Origin of the sequence: Mariniflexile aquimaris, from assembly GCF_042676825.1 — a bacterium.
In the GTDB taxonomy this organism is placed as follows: Bacteria; Bacteroidota; Bacteroidia; order Flavobacteriales; family Flavobacteriaceae; genus Mariniflexile; species Mariniflexile aquimaris.
This window is the reverse complement of sequence record NZ_JBHTIB010000012.1, coordinates 412,883-433,484: the sequence shown is the minus strand read 5'-3', so window position 1 is coordinate 433,484 and position 20,602 is coordinate 412,883. Positions and strand designations below refer to the sequence as shown.

Annotated in this window: 11 protein-coding genes; all 11 read right to left on the bottom strand. The window is 34.5% G+C overall.

Annotated features, from left to right (window positions below; all coding sequences use genetic code 11):
- Positions 1-27 precede the first annotated feature (27 nt).
- Positions 28-1,008, bottom strand: a complete 981-nt coding sequence (locus ACFQ0I_RS09885) for a PorP/SprF family type IX secretion system membrane protein (RefSeq protein ID WP_379941771.1) — start codon at positions 1,006-1,008, stop codon at positions 28-30.
- 43 nt (positions 1,009-1,051) lie between these two features.
- Positions 1,052-9,277 carry a T9SS type B sorting domain-containing protein gene (locus tag ACFQ0I_RS09880; protein ID WP_379941769.1) on the bottom strand — a complete coding sequence of 2,742 codons (8,226 nt, stop codon included), beginning with the start codon at positions 9,275-9,277 and terminating at the stop codon, positions 1,052-1,054.
- 408 nt (positions 9,278-9,685) lie between these two features.
- Positions 9,686-12,955, bottom strand: a complete 3,270-nt coding sequence (locus ACFQ0I_RS09875; RefSeq protein WP_379941767.1) for a PorP/SprF family type IX secretion system membrane protein — start codon at positions 12,953-12,955, stop codon at positions 9,686-9,688.
- 1 nt (position 12,956) lies between these two features.
- The gene (locus ACFQ0I_RS09870; protein WP_379941765.1) at positions 12,957-14,393 is read right to left on the bottom strand and encodes a T9SS type B sorting domain-containing protein; all 1,437 of its coding nucleotides are present in this window, start codon (positions 14,391-14,393) and stop codon (positions 12,957-12,959) included.
- A 208-nt stretch (positions 14,394-14,601) separates the two neighbouring features.
- Positions 14,602-15,921 carry a hypothetical protein gene (locus ACFQ0I_RS09865; RefSeq protein ID WP_379941762.1) on the bottom strand — a complete coding sequence of 440 codons (1,320 nt, stop codon included), beginning with the start codon at positions 15,919-15,921 and terminating at the stop codon, positions 14,602-14,604.
- Positions 15,922-16,187: 266 nt separating this feature from the next.
- Positions 16,188-16,634 (bottom strand): hypothetical protein, encoded by a 447-nt coding sequence (locus ACFQ0I_RS09860; RefSeq protein ID WP_379941759.1) that lies wholly within the window; start codon positions 16,632-16,634, stop codon positions 16,188-16,190.
- Between the two features lie 442 nt (positions 16,635-17,076).
- A complete protein-coding gene (locus tag ACFQ0I_RS09855; RefSeq protein ID WP_379941757.1) occupies positions 17,077-17,592 on the bottom strand; it encodes an Hsp20/alpha crystallin family protein in 516 nt (171 codons plus the stop codon).
- 130 nt (positions 17,593-17,722) lie between these two features.
- The gene (locus ACFQ0I_RS09850; RefSeq protein WP_379941755.1) at positions 17,723-18,142 is read right to left on the bottom strand and encodes a hypothetical protein; all 420 of its coding nucleotides are present in this window, start codon (positions 18,140-18,142) and stop codon (positions 17,723-17,725) included.
- A gap of 67 nt (positions 18,143-18,209) precedes the next feature.
- Positions 18,210-18,617 carry a hypothetical protein gene (locus ACFQ0I_RS09845; protein ID WP_379941752.1) on the bottom strand — a complete coding sequence of 136 codons (408 nt, stop codon included), beginning with the start codon at positions 18,615-18,617 and terminating at the stop codon, positions 18,210-18,212.
- A 41-nt stretch (positions 18,618-18,658) separates the two neighbouring features.
- Complete coding sequence (locus ACFQ0I_RS09840; protein WP_379941750.1) at positions 18,659-19,513, bottom strand: universal stress protein; 855 nt, start codon at positions 19,511-19,513, stop codon at positions 18,659-18,661.
- Between the two features lie 688 nt (positions 19,514-20,201).
- A complete protein-coding gene (locus tag ACFQ0I_RS09835) occupies positions 20,202-20,588 on the bottom strand; it encodes a hypothetical protein (protein WP_379941748.1) in 387 nt (128 codons plus the stop codon).
- Between the last annotated feature and the right edge of the window lie 14 nt (positions 20,589-20,602).

Below are 20,602 nucleotides of genomic sequence, written 5' to 3'. Positions count from 1 at the left end.
TTGTAATTTTTTCGGGCTTAAAGCATACTAATCGTGCACCGGACTTCGTGTACATGGGCAGTTACTAATACCTCGTAAAAGGTCTAAACCGATGGTAATAACGTGTGTTCCTGAATTATAACTAGACAAGTCGTTCATGGTTACCTGATAAGCATACCCTAAATAAAAATTCGATTTTTTTACGCCTGCCATGGGTCCGATATTTAATGGTTTAAAAAATTGGTCATTAAGAAAACGGTATGATATTCCTGCCCAGAAATAATCTTCATTTCTATTAAACTTTCTGTATTTAAAATTGACATCGGTACTTGAACGATTATCACTTGAAAACATTTGATAGTAAACCGATGGCTCGAATTCAACACTTTTTTTAGTTTTACTTCTAAACGTGTAACCAGAATAAATTTGATAGTTTAGAAGCGCATCGGGCTCTAATGCCCGATTAAATTCTATTTTTTTATCCAATACATTATTTGCATTAAAACTGAAGAAATACCCTTTATTTCTGTACAGAATTCCTACATCAAAATTATTATTAGAAGTGCTTCTGTCATCGGTTATAGTCGTTGGTATGGGTACACCTGTAGTTTCGTTATAACTTTGAAAGTTGTCTACATCAATTCTAAAATTATTGATATTATAAGATATACCAAACGATAAATACTGACGTGAGTAGTAATCTATGATAATATGATGCGCAAACGAAAACTTTACACCTGTTTGTATGGTATTTCCATTACGGTCGTTATACAAAGAAAACCCAATACCCGATTGGTCGGCTATTCTAAAATCTGCATATACACTTTGGTTATCTGGTGCATCTTTAATGCCCACCCATTGGGTTAAGCCATTTGCTCTAATTTTTAAATTATCTCCAATACCCGCGTATGTTGGAGATACCACAAAATCGTTATCTGCCAATTGCTGCGTAAAAACTGGCAAATTCAACTCCTGACAATAACCTTGAGCTATTGTAACAAGAAGTAAATAAATTATTAGTTTTCGCATTGAATTATTTTTAAAATCTCGAAACATAATCACTTCATTTTAATTATCTATAAAGTGTAAAATGACCAACAAAACTGCGCTTATCTTTCTTATCATTTAGGTTTACCACATACCAGTAATCTCCCGTTGGAAGTTCTTTGCCATGATATCTTCCATCCCATTTTTGTCCCACGCGTAACACTGCTATTTTACGACCGTATCGGTCAAAAATATCAACAGTCAAATCTCTGTAATTAATAGTACAACCTGGTCCCCATTCGTCTTGATCGCCATCTCCATCAGGTGTAAAATAATTAGGAATACATACATCTACATAATCAAAATATCTGGTAGCACTTGCAAAACACCCATACTTATCGGTTACGGTAACTGTATAATCACCAGATTTATAAATTAAGAATGTACTTGTACTTCCATAATCTTCACCATTCAAGGTGTATTGATAGCCACCAGAACCACCTGCTGCTACAGCTACGATTTCATTTAAGCCTCCATCACTTATAGTAAGTGTTAATGGAAGATAGCCTTCAATATCAAAATTATTGGTGCGTTTAATACATCCGTTGGTGTGTCTCACATCAATAAAATGATTTAAACCAGGTGCAACATTCAAGAATATATTACTGGCTTGATATGCTCCCCCATCTAATGAATAATCAACATCAGAAGAATTTGTTATACTGGAATCAATGGTTACGGTTACGCTGTTAGACGACATGTTATCTGTACAGCCATATTCAACCACAGCAACAGGATCAATTTTAACTGATTCTGGGAATGTGATCGTCCATTCGCTTTCACAACCTACATTATCTCTAATATAAACGATATGATCGCCACCGCTAAGACCTGTAAAGTCAAATCGTGTTTGTGTATTTGTACCTATGGTATAAACGCCATTTATATCGTCTAAAACAACGCTATAAGGTAAACTTCCACCTGAAATATCAATACTAAATTCACCATCCATATCGCCTTCGCAAACCTCTGGAATAATAGAGTTTGGAACAATTGATAATACCACAGGAAGCGGTTCTGTTATCGTGAAAGTAAACGTATCATAACAACCTAATTCATCTTGAACTACTACTTCGTAGGTACCAGGCGCTAAATTTTCGAATGTTGAAGATTCAAAAAATTGATCTAATCGCGGTGAAATAGCATATTTTATCATACCAGTTCCACCAGATGCATTAATCTCTAAGCGGCCATTATCTGCTCCCGCACATATCACATTAGAGGTCGTGAAATTAACTAACAATGGCGCTGCCGGTTGTGTAATTGGAATTTGTGCACTTGTTGTTAAGCAGTCTCCACTATCAACTCGAACTTGATATGTTCCCGCAGGAAGATTTGTAAACACTCCAGGACTACTTTGTGTTGCTGGAATATTGTTTCCAGATGTGTCTTGTAAGGTATACACATAACTGCCTAAACCACCTTGAGCTGTTGCCACAATAACACCTGTGCTATCACCTGCACAATTTATAACGGCATTTGTCACGTCTAAATTAATGGTTAAGGTTGGCAGCGGATCTACTTTTATTTGGTTTGAAACATTAGCTACACATCCATTTACATCTCTCACATAATACATATATGTACCTGGTGCCACCGAAATTGGTGCCGATGAGGTTGCAAACGTTCCTAATATGTTAGCAAAAGATGCCGTGTCGCTGTAAGTATATGGACCCGTGCCTCCCGTGGCGCTTAAAATAAGTGTTGTACTCGTGGTACATGTTTGCGAACTTGCTTTTACCAAGCTTGCTTGAACCTGGGTTGGTTCATTTATTGTAATATTGGGTGAATTAAACGAGCAATTATACCCATCAACAACCGTTACATTATAAGTTCCTGCACCCAATCCTGTAAATACAGGTGAACTTTGAGGACCTGATGATGTGCTCGTTGGAGCAATCATATTAAGCGTATAAGAATAGTTGCTACCATTGCCTCCTGTAACACTACTTACCGTAATGGTTGCATTAGAATCTCCAAAACAAGATACTATTGAAGTACTAGCCGATACTGTGGCATTTATTGGAGGTGGAATCACAAGTGTAATCGTATCAGAAGCAATACAACCTGCTGCATCTCTTACATTAACGGTATAAGTTCCAGCCGATAAGTTTCTGAATGTTCCATTGCTTGAATAATTTACGTTTGCTGCACCTGTTAATTCATATTCGTAAGTTCCCCAACCACCACTAGCGATGGCAGTTATCGTTCCTTTATCATTATCGCAAGTTACATTGGAGGTCTCAGAAAGAGTCAAGGTTAAAGCTGAAGGAGGCGATGCAATAGTTACTACGTTAGATGTTGTAGAACAAAATGGACTCGCCGTTTCGGTTACCACCACAGTATAACTTCCTGCAAGCATTCCTGTTATGATTTGTGGATTTGTTGACGTATTAGCCGCTACAACTCCACTCACAGACGCTCCTGAACTATTGAAAACTTCATAAGTATATGGTCCTGAATAACCAGCAATATTTAATTGAAATGCGCCATTATTATCACCAAAACAAGTTACTGCCGTTGTTGGCGTTGTGGTTACTGTTGGTGGTGTAGTCGCTGGTACTACAATAGTTACATCTGCTGTACATAAGGTGTTCACATCTGTTAAAGTAATGGTATAAGTTCCCGAAGGCACACCTGAAAACACATTACCAGCTAATGTAATAGATGCTGGGTTCGGACTAATACTATAAGAGTAACTACCTGTTCCGCCTGTGCCTGTAACACTTATAACGCCATCATCATCGTTACAGGTTGGTACTATATCAACTGAAGGTAATACACCTAATATTGGAGCGATATCAACAGATATCAGATTGCCACAACCATTAAGGTCTCTAACTTCAATGGTATGAGTTCCAGAAGATAAATTGGTTATAGTAAATGGCGCTGTGCGTGTTTGAAATGCACCACCATCAATACTAAAGGTATAAGGAGCCATTCCTGGAGTTACTAAAGTTACATCAATTTCAAAATTACCTTCGGTAACAGTACATTGATTGCTTACTGAAGCTGAAATAACCGGTGCCGGATCTGATGGTAATACCACTACTGCTGTAGATTTTATACACCCGTAAGCATCTTTAACATGAACATAATAACTGTTGGCATCCACGTTAAATGTATTGGCAGATGCCCATGAAGGATCTGTAGCTAATGGAGCCGTTGCCGATGTAGTTATTTGATATAAATATGGTGCAGTACCGTCTTTAGCTACGGCACTAATCACACCCGAATTCGGATTACAATTTGCATTTTTTATAACCGAAGCAGTTATACTTAAATCTAATGCCGATTCCGTAATATTAAACGGCACAGTTACGACGCTACAGCCAGCATTAGGACCAGATGTTTCGGATATTAAGACAAAATAATTGCCGAAAGGAAGCGGTCCTAAATTAGTAACAGATAAGGTACCACCTGCGGGAACAATTCCTGAGCCTGTTACTCCCGTAGATACTAAAGATAAAGAGTCAAAAATAGTATAATCAACATTAGTTGGAATTCCATAAATACTATTAACATTAAAGGATACATTGCCGTCGGCACTTCCAACACAGGTAATATTGTTAGAAGTTAACGCATCTGCGGTTAACGTTGAATTTGTTGGAATTGGTAATGTCGCAGTTTCATAATAACTACAACCCGTATGCGAATCATAAACCATAAATGTATAGGTAACTCCAGGAATCAAACCTGTAAAAGTAACTTGTTTGCTTCCAGCTGGGGATTCTGCCAACCAAGTACCTCCCGGAGGTGCTGCTGGTATAAATCCTCTATAAATATCAAAATAGAATGGTCCAACGCTTGCCAGAGTTGTGCCAATACTCACAAGTGCTTCTCCACCTAAAGTACAATCGGCCGTTGCAGATATTGTAATATCTAAATCGTTTGGCGGTGATGCCACTTTTACGTTTGGTATTAAAACAGAACATCCGTTCGCATCAACCACGTTAATTTGATATAATCCAAAATCAACTACATCAAAAGTTGTAGAGGTCGATCCTGTAGCATTTAACTCGAAATCTGAATACCCGTTGGTACCAGTAACATAATAGTCATATGGTGCAGTTCCACCGGTTACACCATCAATAATTACAGACCCTTTAGAATCTCCTAATGCGGTACAAGTAATATCAATAGTATGATACGTAACATTAATTGGTCCTGGTTGATTAATGGTTATGGTGGCTGTATCGGTACAAGATTTAGAATCGGTTAAAGTAACCGTATAATTTCCTGCAGGCAAACCTGTGGTACGAGAACCATAATTGGTTCCTGTCGTATCATTATTTACATTAATTGTGAACGGCGGTGTTCCAACAGCGGTATTAATAGTGACTTGTATGGCACCATTAGCATCTCCGTTACATAAATTTGGAGTTGAAGATATGGCGCTTATTTCTGGTAATGATAGGGCATTCACTGTTTGTGTTCCAGACAATGCCGTACATCCATTAGAATCGGTAATTTGAAATCTATAATTTCCAGCAGCTGCAGTCGAATACGTAAATGGTGAAGCAGTTGCTCCTAAATTTGTATACGCGCCACCATTTATGGAAACCGCATAGGTAAATGGTGCAACTCCTCCCGTAATGGTTCCGGTAATGGTCGCATTTGGAGATGCGGTACAGTCTAAATCTTTCGTTAAAACTGTATTCAATGAAATTGGAGGCAATGGTGCTATGGTGAAAGATTCACTATAAACACAATCGTTGGCATCTTTCACTTGAAATGTATATGTATTCGGAGCTAAGCCTGAAAATACATTTGAAGCTTGATAAGCCGTTGTAAATGCTGCAGGTGACGTTATTCTATACTGTAAAGGACCTGTGCCACCGGTAGTTGTAAGCGTTACATTAGAAGTATTAGCAGGACAGGTTAAAGCCGTATTACTAAACGTTAAATCTGTTGGCGGATCTAAAGGATTGATAATTACAGGAGCCGTAATAAACGTACATCCGCTGGAGTCTTTAATAGTCACTGCATACGTTCCATTCGTTAAACCAGAAAAAGTAAGTCCCGCTTGAAAATTAATGCCATCTAAACTATAAGTGTATGGCGCAGTACCACCTGAAACTCCCGACACCGTAATAATACCATTGCTTACACAGGTATATGGCGTTGTTAAAGTGGCAATTCCTGTAATATCTGGCGGAACAATAATTGATACTGGTTGCGGTGTTGTTAAACATACATCGGTACCATAGGTATATTGCACCACAACGTTATAGTTTCCAGACGCAAGACCTGTAAACACTGGAGAATTATAAAATGTAGTCCCGTTATCTATACTATATTGAAGGCTATTACCATGTGCATTGGTTACATTTATATGTATAGTGCCATTAGGATTGGCATCAGTACAAACAACATTAGTACTAGAAATATTAAAATCAGGTGCTGGAATTGCATTTACAGTAATTGATGTTTGAGCTGAACAGTTGTTGGAATCTACTACCGTAATATTATAAACACCTGCCGTTGTAACCGTAATTACTGGTGTTGACTGAAACTCTGTGGTACTATTAACAAAATAATAATATGGTGGAGTACCTCCTACCGGATACACTGTAATTTCTCCATCTGTACATGTTAATGGTTTTGTAAGCGCAGAGGTCGCGGTTAAAAGTGGCGGATTAATAATTACAACATCTTCTGAATGAACACAGCCATCTTCTGTCGAAACATTAACCGTATAAGTACCTGGATTTAGGTTTGCAAACGTATAATCACTTTCCATTACAGGACCAACGCTATTTATTAATGTTGCCCCCTGGTAAACGGAATAAAAATATTGAGGACGTACATCGTTAGCCGATAGTTTTATACTTCCTTTTTCGTTATTACAATATGGTTGTGTGATTGCTGTGGAAACCGTAAAGTTCCTTTGTCTTATTTGAACATCTGGCACTCCGAAAATACAAGGATTAGGCGAAACACCTATTTGTCTTACATAAACAGAATATGTATTTGGGGTGTTTATTGAAAACACATTACTTGTTTGATAGTTTACACCATCAATACTATACTCATAACCACTAGGAACACCTCCTACTACAATTTGACCAGGTGTTGTACAAATAATATCTCTTGAAGTTGCTGTTGGAACTAATAAATTAGTGTAAACATTAAAATAAAATTGATTAAAACAGCCACCTGTATAATTTAATGTTAATCGATATTGACCCGTAGTTGTAGCATTAAAGTTTGGTCCTGTACCAACTTGGTTCCACGTACATGAAACATTTTCGTTGGCACAATTAGAATTTGTAACAGCTGTACAACTAGATTCATTTAATTTTTCCCAAATGATTGAAGTTGTATCGGTAATTCCTGTTTGAATTAAACGTGAATCGTTAGCGCCACATAAAAATATGTTCGGTAATGATTTTCCGTTATTAGGACAGGTTACAACTTGATCTGCGAATGGAATAACCGGATTTGTTACACCATACCCATAGGTAATCACGTTAAACACCTGATCTATAGACTGACAAGGTGCTATTGCTGTGTTATGAACATAATAAGTACCTGGGGTTGTTACAGTAATAGACCGAGTTGTCCCTATAACTGGAGTTCCTGATGGACTTGTTGACCATGAATACTCATCATAACCACTTCCAGCCGTTAATACCGTACTGGCGCCACACAAAATAACATCTTCCGTAAAAGAACAATCAAGATCTGCTAAAAAATTGGTAGCACCTGGCGTAATTAAACAGCCTGTGTTACTACTATAACTTGGATCGTCTGAAATGGTAAAGGTAGGGTTTATAGTCCCTTTATAGGTTGCATACGCCTGATTACTTATAAGATTAGAACAAGCATCACTCAATAAACTACAAGAAGCCACAACGGTCACTCTAAAACGAATTTCTAAAACAGGATCATTTACTTCAACAACAGATTTATCTACTCTAAAAACGATTTCTCTGGTAGTAGGATTATAACTATCAACGGTTACACCTGTAGGTAATGAAATGATATCTGCAGGATAATTAAAGACAATATTAGTTGGTAAGATATCTCTAATTGTAAGATCTGTAGCATCATCATTTCCTGTATTTTGAAATCCGATAATATAATTTAACTGATCTCCAAGATCTACTAATTGCCCGCCAATATCATTTCCAGCCGTATCTTGAACAATTTTAGTAAGCACCATATTAGGTGCGATAATTTCAATAGCAAAGGCACTAAAATAATAATAGTAAATATCTAAATTACTACCCAAACTTATGCTAGCGGTGGTTGCGCCATTCGCTATCACCGAGTTTCCTGCGTTTGGAATATTGATAATTCCGGCATCAAAACCTAGTGTATTAGATCCATTAGGATTTCGTGCTGTAAAAATTTCTGGTGTATTTGTTAGTGGATCTATTATAGAAACTGTACTATTAAAAAAGTTGTTTCCAGGACGTATTACGGTACCTGCATTGTTTGTGGCACTAATAGTACTACCATTAAGTCTTAAATAATCTCCGGTATAACCTCTATCGCCTTCTATAGTACTAAAAGCGAATTTTGCACGAACAGGACCAACAGGTATCGTTGTAAAACCAGAAACAGGGAATGTCTCGTTTATTGTACTGGTGATTTTTGTAAAACCATCAAACGAGGTTATGTATTTACTGGGTAAAAGTGGATCTTCATAAACAACGAATAACGACCAACCCGCCGAAAGTCCTTCAGCATTTGGTTTAGGTCCCACTAACGACGAAATATTCGCAACCGAATATGTCCCTTCAGGATTTGGTAAAGCCGTTAACAAGCTAGTTACATCGTGATAATATGCATACGAGTTCGAATTGTTATTGCTCGCCGCATTTTGAAAATATATCTGAGTTCCTGTAATATCTAAATAAGAACCTCCAGGGACTTTAAATTTTATATTAGACATTGGAGTTGTGCCATTTACAACGGCACTCCAGTACAAACCGGCATAAACAATTTTATAACAGTTTACATCGTTTGGCACATCTAAATCGGCACTACTAGAATTAAATGTACTAGCATCCCCATCTATATCTACATAAACGGCCGCATTAACCTGGTCGTTTGTAGCATTACCATTATAAGGATCTGAAATATGTAATCCTACGTTACTGTTTCCTATCAAAAGTATGTCTCCTTTTATTGCTTGATCGTATCTAGGATTAAAAGGGACAAGATTTTGAGCAAAAAATTGATGGCCCACGAAGAGCATCAAGATGGTAAAAAGAATTTTTGAATAAGTAGTTTTGTTCATAGCGACTATTTTTAGTATTTCTTTTAACTTGGGGCTGAAAAACGAAATAGCACTTGTTAATTATCATTTCATATTTATACGTATATTATTACACCATTTGCATTTTGTCTAACAACATGGTTTTTAAACGTTATAAATATCGTGAAATTTTTTCTAATAAGGAATGTTCTGACTTAACATTTAACGCAAACAAAACACGTTGTCGATAGAATCAAGCATTTTATCGAAAATCAAAATTCTAGAGGAATTATTTTACTGGTTTCAATAATTTAATACTTTAAAACCAAAAAGGGTTCTCAATATTGAGAACCCTTTTTTAGTTATTGTTTCTAATTTATTAAAAACTATCTGATTATGATTTACCATGTAATACAGACTAAGTTAATGAATCTAATTCTTTAAAATCTGTTATGGATTTTCAATCTTAATCATAGACATTTTTCCATTATACGGCAAACTTCCTTGTGCTTGTAATGCTTTTTGAGCAGCTTCTATATCGCTAAACTTTTCGTAATAAATATAGTATTTACTGGTATTAACATCGTAGAAGAAATTAATATTCTTCTGTCCAGCTGCTACAGCTTTTGTTAAAAATTCATCTCGTTTTTCTACATCACTATGAACTGCTACTGCTATATAATAACCATTTTCTACATTCTTAACATCTTTTAATATTTGAATGCTATTAGTACGCGTCTCACCAAAATCAAAGTCACTCTCTTTTAATGGTGTTGAACTAAGTGGCGTATTTTGTCTAATTTCATTCAATGCAAACTGATCTTTCTTATATCTGTCCTGTTCATTATCATACAGCGCACGTCTAATTCGTCTATTTCTTTCAATCTCAGTAGCTTTATTAATTTCTGCTATTTCATTGACTAAGCTTGCTTTAGCACGAACTGTTTTCGATCTATTTTTCTTTATTATTTCTATTTCATCTAAATAAATCATTCTAATATTATCTTCTGAGTCAGAATTATTTCCAGCTCTTTCTCTATATAGTCTTTCAAGTTCGGCGATTCGTAAATTTTGTGCTTTGATCACCTCGTCAATGTCTGCTTTTAATGCCTCTAAGGCCATATTTTCGGCAGTTATACTTTTAAATGGTCTTGGCTTTGTAACAATGCCTTTTTCGCTTAAATCGTTCTCTTCTTTTAATAGCTTAAGATCTTGTCTTTTAACTTCGACTGTTTCAATTAACTTCAATAATAATTTATCATGCTCTAATTGAGAATCTTTTGAAATTTCACTTTTATCAAAAGGAACATTTGTATCTACTGCTTTAGTTTCTGTGTCTGCTTTAGCTTTTGCCTCGGCTATTAATTTTAATCTTGCTTCTTCAGCTGCTTTCGCTTTAGCTTGCTCTTCCGCTAATTTTAATCTAGCGGCTTCATCGGCTTTAGCTTTCGCTTCTGCATCGGCTTTTGCTTTTGCCTCGGCTGCTAATTTGGCTTTAGCTTCTGCATCGGCCTTCGCTCTAGCTTGCTCTTCCGCTAATTTTAATCTAGCGGCTTCATCGGCTTTAGCTTTCGCTTCTGCATCGGCTTTTGCTTTAGCTTCTGCTGCTAATTTGGCTTTGGCTTCTGCATCGGCTTTTGCCTTAGCTTGTTCTTCTTCTAATTTAATTCTTGCGGCTTCATCGGCCTTAGCTTTTGCTTCTGCTCGAGCTTTAGCTGCTTCTACTACTTTTAATCGCGCTTCTTGCTCTGCTTTGGCTTTAGCTTCGGCATCCGTTTTCGCTTTAGCTTCTGCTGCTAATTTGGCTTTGGCTTCTGCATCTGCTTTCGCTTTGGCGTCTGCTGCTAATTTCGCCTTAGCATCCGCATCTGCTTTCGCTTTAGCTTCTGCTGCTAATTTGGCTTTGGCTTCAGCATCTGCTTTCGCTTTGGCCTCTGCTGCTAATTTCGCCTTAGCATCCGCATCTGCTTTCGCTTTAGCTTCTGCTGCTAATTTGGCTTTGGCTTCAGCATCTGCTTTCGCTTTGGCCTCTGCTGCTAATTTCGCCTTAGCATCCGCATCTGCTTTCGCTTTAGCTTCTGCTGCTAATTTGGCTTTGGCTTCAGCATCTGCTTTCGCTTTGGCCTCTGCTGCTAATTTCGCCTTAGCATCCGCATCTGCTTTCGCTTTAGCTTCTGCTGCTAATTTGGCTTTGGCTTCAGCATCTGCTTTCGCTTTGGCCTCTGCTGCTAATTTCGCCTTAGCATCCGCATCTGCTTTCGCTTTAGCTTCTGCTGCTAATTTGGCTTTGGCTTCTTCATCTGCTTTTGCTTTTGCCTCGGCTGCTAATTTCGCTTTAGCTTCTGCATCGGCTTTTGCCTTAGCTTGTTCTTCTGCTAATTTAATTCTTGCGGCTTCATCGGCCTTAGCTTTTGCTTCTGCTCGAGCTTTAGCTGCTTCTACTACTTTTAATCGCGCTTCTTGCTCTGCTTTGGCTTTAGCTTCGGCATCCGTTTTCGCTTTAGCTTCAGCATCTGCTTTCGCTTTGGCCTCTGCCGCTAATTTCGCCTTAGCATCCGCATCGGCTTTCGCTTTGGCGTCTGCTTTAGCCTTAGCATCCTCTACTACTTTTAATAATGCTTCTTGTTCTGCCTTGGCTTTGGCTTCGGCATCTTCTTTGGCCTTAGCTTGATCTGCAGCTAATTTAGCTTTGGCATTTGTATCTGGTTTCTTAACAACATTGCTCTTTGGTTTCGCAACGACACGATTTGTTTTTTTGGATGGTTGAATTAAGGCTCCTTCGTCGCCTAAATCATCATTATAAATATAATTTTCATTATTATTAAACTTGTACGCCAATGTAATTTCGTGCGAAGTTCCAAAACTTGCTAAATCACCTATGGCCTTTTCAAAATTATACTCAATAGCAATATTATTACTTATATTTAATCCTAATCCAGCCGAAGCTCCATATAAAGAATTATAACCCACTTGAGTCCAAATACCTTTTGGAATGGTTAGCATCAATATTCCTGAAACGGTTGTATTTTCTTTACTAAATTCAGAACGCACTAAGCCGGAAAATTTACTTTGATCTAAAAATCCTCGACTCATCATATAACCAGTGTACATAACATGGGCTTGTATATTTTGTTGGGGATTGTCTTCTATAATTTCTGAAGTTTTTAAATTATAAAGCACAATATTATTAAGAGACACACCAAAATCTAGATTCGCTGTTCCGTAGTTAATCCCTGGAGTTATTGTTATTAATGAATTTTTTTCAACGTTATCTAAAGATGGATCTGGATAATTTGTAACTACATTTCCGTCATTTATTCCGCTTTGATAAAAACCTACATTTAATCCGAAGGTTAAATTACTATCTCTATTAATTACCGCATTTTGAGCATAGTTTAATACACCACCAAAACTTGAAAGAACACCATAATTTTGTTGAAATAGCCCAATACCAATACCTGAGTTTTCTCTGAATCTTCCTGAATAACTAAATAAATAGGTTTCTGGAGCGTTTTCAAATTGCACCCATTGTTTTTTATTAGTGAAACTTAAGTATTTATTAGATTCTCTAACAAAGCTAAACGTAGGGTTTATAGCATATTTATTAAATTTCAATGAATTCCTAACGGGTAATTCCACTGCAACAACTCCATCGTCTTGCGAGTAAAGCAGCGGCGTGATTAATAAAAATAAAACTATATGTAAATGAGAGATTTTCATGTTATTTGACAACCGTAATGGAGCCTTTTTTAGTTGTATTATTTTGTGTTGTAATGATATAATAATAAACTGGGTTTATATTTTTAAAATCTATTGGGTTTTCTGGCCAATTGTTTAAGTAATTGTTGGTACGAAACACTACTTCGCCTCTAGAATTCATTATCACGACTTCAGTGTTTGTATCTTTTACATATGCTTGAGGTATTATCCAAGTGTCGTTGATACCATCGTTGTTCGGGCTAATTAAATTTGGGATTTCCGCTACATCTGGAAATGGTTCGTTGATGGTTAATGAATAAAGAAACTCATCTGACACGGCACAACCCGATGTTTGGGTTATAACAACTTTATAATTTCCTTCTACGCTTGCTTCGTAAGAATTACTGGTCGCTTCTGGTATTAATCCATCATTAAAATACCATTTAAAATCTGGACTAACCGCATCTGTGCTTACAGTCGCAATTAAACTTTCTCCATCTATTATGGTATTAGTTTCTGAGACATCGATGCTGCTCGTAATGTCATTATTTTCAAGATCGATAGAACCACTTGCACTACAGCTTCCTAAATTGACATTAACCGAATAATTACCAGCCTCATTTGTTACATAAGACTGATTTGTTGCACCAGTTATAGCCGTACCATTTTTAAACCATTGATAACTGTTACCACTAATACAACTTAATGTTGTTGCACCATCGCCTGCGCAATATGGGTTTCCTAAACTAGAATTTATGGAAGTAGTGACTCCTGATGTCGACATACTTACAGTTACTCTATTCGAATATGAATCTGAAGTACAAGAGCCATAATTTGTTTTAACAAAATAAACTCCTGGTTCACTTACTGCCAAACTAGAACCTGATGCCACAAAAACAGATGTTGTTGGACTTGTTTCTTTATACCAGTTAAATGTAAGTGATGGATATTTTAAAGGTGAATCGTTCGTTCCTGTTCCTGGATTGTCTATGGTAAGCAAATAACTGCTACCGCTACAATACTGCGCTGTAGAAATTAAATTATTAATTGAAAACGGCGAATCTTGAATTTTATAATAGGCTGCAAAAGCTACCGAACTTCCACTAGTTGCTACTGGTGATGTGCTTTTTACTCTTACCCTATAAGCTTCTCCACCAGTAGTTTGCGGTAGAGAAAACGCTAAAGTTGCTGGCGATGTAATTACTGCTCCGGCTGCAGAAGTAAAAACTGTTGTAGCGCTTGCAAAACTTCCTGTAGCATCCGACAATTCAATAATAAACTGATTTGATGGACTTAATGCGGCTGGAGGTGTAAACGTAAATGTTACGTTATAGGTATTAAAAGAAGGACCTGCACATGCTTGTGTAAACCCCAAACTTGGATTACCAATAACTAATTGCGCATTTACGCTGTTAGTAAAACATATAATAATAACAATTATGAATGTAAAGTTTCTCATTAAATTTTTTATTTTCATTGGTAAATAAATTTTCTAGAAACAATTTATAATTCTAACGTATTCTCAGAATTTTAAATTACTAATCGTACTACTGCCTTTATTTTTTAATAGACATCCAAACTCTACTTCATGAGAGTTTTTAAGAAAGCTTCGAATACATTTCGTATTCATCCACCTTATCTATATTGTTACTTTATTTAACCTAGACTTATTCGCGCTCTATATCATTATTTGCTGCCGCAATTATTTTATTAATTCGCAATCTAAAATCGGGTTTTTTATCATTCTGTGAATCAATAAATGTTTCAGAATTACTGCCTTTAGAATACACATTAAAAAAGGAACTATTTCCGTACCAATTCTCTAAATCGAGGTTATTGCTATCGTTTTCAACAAAAATGTTTCCTTCGCAATTATTGAAAAACATATTGTCGAATTTTATTTTTTCTAAATTTGATTCATTTATTTGAATTTTGCTATCTAAAATTACCGCAGGAACGAATCCAGAGATTACACTTCTGCTCATTTCGAACATTGTATTTTGACCTACGTACACAGCTTCTTTAACCAACCCCATTTGCATATCCATTTTAAGGTTTTTACTGTCTGTTAGTAAGGTTACGTTTTTGGCAATTAACGACGTTCCATCTTTTGTGAAATCTACCTCTTCTTTATTATCGTATGAAACAACCTGAAGACTTCTTGAGCCGTTTCTACTTGATATATAGGGCGATCTTATTGCTAATGAGTTTATTAATTGACTTTTTGTTCCGAAATTGAATTTATAATCGTTACAGTTCGATCTGTATGATACTGCTTTTTCAATATTAACGGCGCCACCCCAAACCTCGAAAGAATCTCCGGCACAATAACTTACCATAACGTTTTCGAAAACTGTTTTGCTACCTACCGCGGCAAGAAATAAACCACTAAAATTTCCACCACCTTTTAATCTTTTTCCGGCGTATTCAATTCTTACATATCTTAAAATTCCAGAACTACAGTTCGGGTCTTTTCCACCATAATTAGTATAAGCATAAGTTTGAGGATCTATAACTGCGTGATAAGATGACACAGAACCATTTCCAAATTTATTAGTAGGAGCATCGCCAAGTAAAAATATACCTCCCCAATCTCCAGCGCGTTTAACACTTCTATTAGATGTAAAAACTATAGGGTCGGTTTCTAAACCATCTGCTATAATTGTTGCACCTTTAGTAATAGTTAACGATCCTTTAGATTCGTAATCGCCAATAATAACGGTTCCAGGTTCAATAGTAAGTGTAGCGTAATTAGTTACAAATACACTTCCCATTAATAAGTATACATGTTTTTTAAGTAATTTGGTATCTTTTGTAATACTACCTGTTAAGATCTGGGTAGGTTCTCCGTAACTCATGCGGCTCGGATTAAATTCTGTCCAATTGTTAAGCCAGTTATTGGTACCAACAATTCCTTTTTCTTGTTGCGCACTAATAGTCCCCACTAAGAATAAGAATATCCATGCTAGTTGCGTAAAGTTTTTCATTATGTAAAAATTAATTGTTAATATTCTTTCATATAACGCTCAAATCTAGAATTTAATTCTATCAAATGCAAATTAATTCGATGAAATGCACAAACTTGAACAATAATACTACTTCACTTTTTTAATTAATAAGCATAGCAAAGCTTACACTTAACTATCTTAATAATTTCATGGATTAAAAATTAATTTTTGTTAAAAAATGACTTCCACATATAATGTTACTTATATGTTTCAATTCCATTAAGGGAAAAAATATTTAATATAAATTAATTGAATTCACTATAAATGTAGAGGGATTTCATAGTTTCTTCATAGAATAAAATAGCCGCCACTAAATTTCGTTTATCTGAATACGGCAACATTTTTTCTTGAAATTCAATTGTTGTTTTTAGAAATGAATCTGTAGCATCAAACTGGTTTTGTAATGCTTTATTATTATCATTTGTATCAGGAATACCCAAATCTGCCATCGTAACACCGGGCATTCTAGCAAAAGCAATGTAAGGCAATGTTTTAATTAAAATATCTATCCGCTCCATATAAAGACTCAACAACTCTCCTTTTTGCATGTTCTCTAATTCGTCCTTATAATGGTACTTTTTAATAGCTACCTTAGAACTGATTATACTTTTGGCATCGTTCTTTTTTTGAGAGAAACTGACATTTGATATTAATAAAAAACAAATACTGAGAAAAATAATTCGCATTTTCATGTCATAGATTTAAGGGTTGTACGGCAAATTTATGTAATTTATCGTGAAAAACAAGCATTTTGTCGTATATTTTATTTTTTTTATCGATTTTTTTAAAAACCGTAAGTGTTAACCTACACGAAATCGGTTGCACTTAATTTTTAAATGGTTTTTATTTTTTTGACAATTAATTCAAGAATAAACAATTACTATGCCAGAGTATAATTTTACTATTGCATTACATCGAATATATTTATTTAAAAAAAGCTATTTAAACAGATGATTACTCAGCTCAAAAACATTAAAAAGTATACTTATTTATTATAAATTTTAGCCATTATTTTGAATACTTCATGTGTTTGAATGGTTGCAATTCAGGTATTTATAATTTACTTGGGTATATAAAAAAACAGAAGTGCTATTTTGTTAAATAGCACTTCTGTTGTTAAAGGAATTACTCTAATTATTGAATTTCAACAATTTTTTTTGGATTTTCTTTTTTGATGCTTTCTTCTTTTTTTAGAAGTTTAATTTTCAAAATTCCATTTTTGTAAGACGCTTTAACTTTTTCGTCTAGATTAACTGAAGTTGGAAGAATCATAGATCTTTTAAACGATTTGTAACTAAACTCTTTTCGAGAATAATCATCTTCTTTTTCTTCTTTTTCTAATTCTTTTTCACCAGAAATATGAAGTACATCATTTTCTATTTCAACTTCAAAATCTTTTTTATCAAATCCTGGAACCGCTAATTCAATTTCAAAATCTTCTTTGTGTTCCATGACATTCATAGCTGGCATAAGGCTTTCATCTTCTATAAAATCGTCTTTAAAAATAGTATCAAATTTTAATAAACTATTTAAATCGTCGAAATTAGAGTGAAACAACCTGCTATTCCAAGGTCTTAATAAATTATTACTCCATGGAGTTAATAATTTGTTTTCGAAAGGTGACGCCACTTTTCTTTTTTTGCGTTTCATTAGTGTTGTCATGATATTAATATATTAGGTTAAACATTTTTTCTAGACCAAATATAATTACCAAAACCAGCTTTTACAATGATATCCATCAGTGCGCCAGTAATTTAGAGCATCAACTTATCAACACGTACTAATCATTTAAAACACTTAAAACAAACGGAAATAATCTAGATTTTAAGTCATTTACCTCTTTATAAAAGTTAAAAACTTCCAAATCTAAAGCTTCATGCTCCGAAATAAAAAAATTATCACAGGCAACATCATCGCACTCTATTTTGTTTTTAACACTATTTAAATGTGCATAGAGCTGATTGTTTAAAAATACCATATGCTTTTCAATTATTAAATTTATCTCATTTTTAAAACCATCGAGTTTTTCAAATAAATTTCTAACCTCAGGTTTATAAATAGGTTTATCTAACAAGTTATTATAAAACTCTAATTCTACTTTTATATGTTCTAAATTAGAGATATGATTAGATAAAATGTACCTTAATTCTTCAATCGATTTATTGCTGCTAAAGCTTATGTAGTTTAGTTCTGTTTTCATATTGTATAAAATTATGGTTGCATTCTCTAAGATAATTTAATTTGTATTAAATACTTATATTAAAACGTTAATTCGCATCAAAATACGATTTTACCCATGCCACTATTTGTGCATTGGTCATACTATCTGCTTTAACAACATCGCTTAATTTTGCACTAATTTCTTTATAATTTGAATTTAACTCTTTTTTAAAGTTCAATGCTGTTTCTGCTGGACCAAATAATACAAGCTTATCGACCTCTTTAATTTCTGAAACTAGGTTTTTAAAATATTTTTTTAATTGTTGCTTTTCGCGCTCCATAAACTTACTATCTTGAATAATCTCTTTTGAACCTTCTTTTAATCGAATATCTGAACCAGGAACATCTCGACTCGTTTCAACATTTGATAAAATGGTTTCAAAATTCGCCTGATTATTATGAAGTGTTACAACATGTGCTTTTTCTTTATCTAACCAAATACCTATACGTACCATATCTTTTAAATTTAATTATTATTACACTGCCTATTTTCTTGTTAATTCCTTAAATCATGCAATACAAAAAGGGGAACTGTAGAGTTATACCCTATTTCTTTAACTAAAGGATTTGTTAACATACTTCCAAAAAACGCATGCTTTTTATTTATAAATGCCACCATATCGCTTTCTCTGCTTTGCACAAAACAATTAATGGCAGCAGGAACTTTTATATGACTTAGGGTATGAAAAGAATAGTCTATACCTAAAAAATACTCCTCCAGAAGCCTTTTATTATTAAGTTGCTTGTCATTTAAATGGTCTTCGGTAGCAACGTGCAATATCTTAATTGAAGCATTAAACTTTTTAGCCAAATCGATTAAATAACTTAATTCTCTTCTTTTTAAATGCGTTTTATAACTTGTGGGGAACACAATTTCTTTTGGCAATTTATGTTTCGCTTTCTCTGGAACAACAATTACCGGGCAATTACGCACCTTTTCCATAACATCTATGGCAACACCACCAAAAAGTTTAGTTCTAGAATTAGTTTCACCTTTGGTGCCCATAATAATTATTTCTATGTCTTTTTCTTCGACTATATTCCGAATGGCTTCAACTGGATTTTGAAATCTTGTTATCGTTTGAAAATGATGCTCGGGGCTGGCAAGATTTAATAAGGTAATTTTATCTAAAACTTTAGCCAATCCGTTTTCAGAATTTAGTTTTGCTGTTTCATACAAATCACTACCTGGTTCCATATTAACTAAACTATCTATAGGATTACCTGCGGCAGTAAAAACATTTAAGACGTAAAAAATACAGGCGTCTTTTTTATACAATTCTAATGCGTAAGTTATTGCAAGCCACGCGTTGTTAGAAAAATCTGTTGGTAAAAGTATCTTGCGTTTCATTTTTACAGTTATTTATATCTTAAATATAGCTTGTTAACATCTGAAATACAATGATATATGTCAGCTATTTGAAGCGACAGAATTAAATAGCTGTGTGTGTTTTAACTGCCTTTTGCAATAAAAATAGAAGCTTCCATCCAAATTAATTAAAATAAAAAAGGGAAATGATATTAACATTTCCCTTTTTTCGTTTCACACTAATAAATGTGAACTGATTAATAGCCATAAATCTAAAATGGAAACAGGAAGTGAAGACTTCCTGTCTCCATAAAAACGTTGAAATGTAGTATTCAACCATACCCCAAACCAATAAACTAACTTTAACAATAAATTTATACTAAATCTTAAGTTAAAAAATAGCTTTCAACGTTTTTAAACTGGATTCTTATTATTACAATAAAATTCCAGTTAATTTTTAAGAAACAGGAAGTCGAAACTTCCTGTTTCTGTTTAGAGTTCAATTATATTATTTTAATTACAACATTAAATCGTAATCTTTTTTTAAGAATTACTTTAGCAACTCTTATCAACTAACCAAAAAGATTATAACAAATCGATTTAACAAAATAATAGCTTTAAACTCTATACTTTATTTTTTGCTGATGTAAAAGAACGTTTATTTTGAATCCCTAATTTAACTCAATAATATCTATTTCAAAATGATAGAAATCAGTTTGATGAAAAATTTTTAGTAAGGAACTACGCCATAAACCACATTTAACAAGAATAAACCTATAAAAAAAAGTAACATGTAAATGGTTTGAACAAATTTTATGTTAATAAGTTCTAAACCAGATATGGTACGATTTGGAAACACAAATAATGCAAGGCCTATAAAAAGTGACATCCAGCCTAGTGAGGTAATAATAAGTTTCCAATTTGGTTCCCAAATATTATGAAACAGGATATTAAGCAATCCTACAATCATTGCCATAAACGCAGTGATAATTAAAAACTTTTCGTCATTCAAATCTTTAAAAATCTGTTTTATTCGCTTCGGATTAAAACTCAGAATAAAAAAGAAAATTATTAAATACCAACCCCAAAACTTTGCTAAAAAAAGAGAACTATCCATAATGTCGTTATTTA